Here is a 1,228-nt window from a genome sequence, read left to right on the forward strand (position 1 = left end):
GAGGCGGGGCGGCGAACCCGGCCTGGACGGCAATCCGGCGACGCAGGCTCGGCGTCGATTTCCTGCCCGCGCTTTCCGACGAGGCCGCCGCCGGCACGGCGCGGCTGGCGCTGATGGGTGCAAGCCGGGCAGGACTCCTATGAGCGCCAAAACGATCGAACGTCTCGACGGCATCGGGCCGCTGGCGGAGCGCTACGACGTGTTCCTGCTCGACCAGTTCGGCGTGCTGCATGACGGCACACGGCCCTATCCAGGCGCGGTGGCAGCGCTGTCGGCGCTGAAGCGCGCCGGCAAGACCGTGGTGCTGGTTTCGAACTCCGGCAGGCGGGCACGACCCAATGAAAGCCGGCTCATGAAACTCGGCTTCGAAGCGGGAAGCTGGGATCATTTCGTTTCTTCCGGCGAGGTGGCGTGGCGATCCTTCAGGCAGATGGCGATTTCGGGGAAGCTGCGCCCAGGGACAAAATGTCTGCTGATCAGCCGTGAAGCTGACCGCTCCGCGATCGAGGGCCTGCCTTTTGTGCTGACCGGGTCCGGCGATGAGGCCGAACTGGTGCTGATCGCGGCCAGCGAGGGTGACCGCTTTGACCTTGACCATTATCGCAGGCTGTTCGCGCCGGCTGCAGAGCGGCGGGTGCCGTGTTTCTGCACCAATCCCGACATGATCATGCTGACGGCCGTTGGCCCTCGCTTCGGCGCCGGTCGTCTGGCCGATCTCTATGAAAGCCTGGGCGGCAGCGTTACCCGTATCGGCAAGCCCGACAAGGCGATTTTCGAAGCCGCGCTGGCGCTGGCCGGCGAGCCGGACCCTGGCACCGTGGTCTGTGTCGGCGACAGCGTCGAACACGATATATCGGGGGGAAACAGCGCCGGCATCGCCACCGCGCTGGTGCTGAGCGGAATACTGGCGGACACACCGGATCTCGCCGCTGTTTTCGACGAACAGCAGGCCTGGCCGGACTACATCACGGACAGTTTCAGCTTCCGCTGACCGCCTCCAGCATACGCCGCGCGCTCTCCTCGTCGGTGATCAGGATGGTTGGGGCGATGAGGGTCATGGCGCCGAGCAGCGCTTCGGTTTTCTCCTCGCCACCGGAGGTGAGGATACGGATCGGCGCCTTGCGCAGACGGTCGACATCCACCGACATCACGTGGCTGTTGACCGGATGGTCGACCAGATCGCCGTTGCGGTCGAAGAAATGGAACAGGAGGTCACCCACGGCGCCTC

Annotated in this window: 2 protein-coding genes and 1 pseudogene; 2 read left to right on the forward strand and 1 reads right to left on the reverse strand. The window is 65.6% G+C overall.

The window, feature by feature from the left end:
• Positions 1 to 143 (forward strand): annotated as a pseudogene (locus EN984_RS39210) (carbohydrate kinase); the annotation flags it as partial.
• On the forward strand, positions 140 to 991 hold the full coding sequence (locus EN984_RS35200; protein WP_127384385.1) for a TIGR01459 family HAD-type hydrolase: 852 nt from the start codon (positions 140 to 142) through the stop codon (positions 989 to 991). The pseudogene EN984_RS39210 and the gene EN984_RS35200, both read left to right, overlap by 4 nt.
• Here the strand turns inward: EN984_RS35200 and EN984_RS35205 are convergent.
• On the reverse strand, positions 978 to 1,228 hold a 251-nt coding region (locus tag EN984_RS35205; protein WP_281057387.1), incomplete at its 5' end, for a sugar-binding domain-containing protein. The genes EN984_RS35200 and EN984_RS35205 overlap by 14 nt on opposite strands.

It is taken from the genome of Mesorhizobium sp. M7A.F.Ca.CA.004.12.1.1, from assembly GCF_003997835.1.
GTDB lineage: Bacteria > Pseudomonadota > Alphaproteobacteria > Rhizobiales > Rhizobiaceae > Mesorhizobium.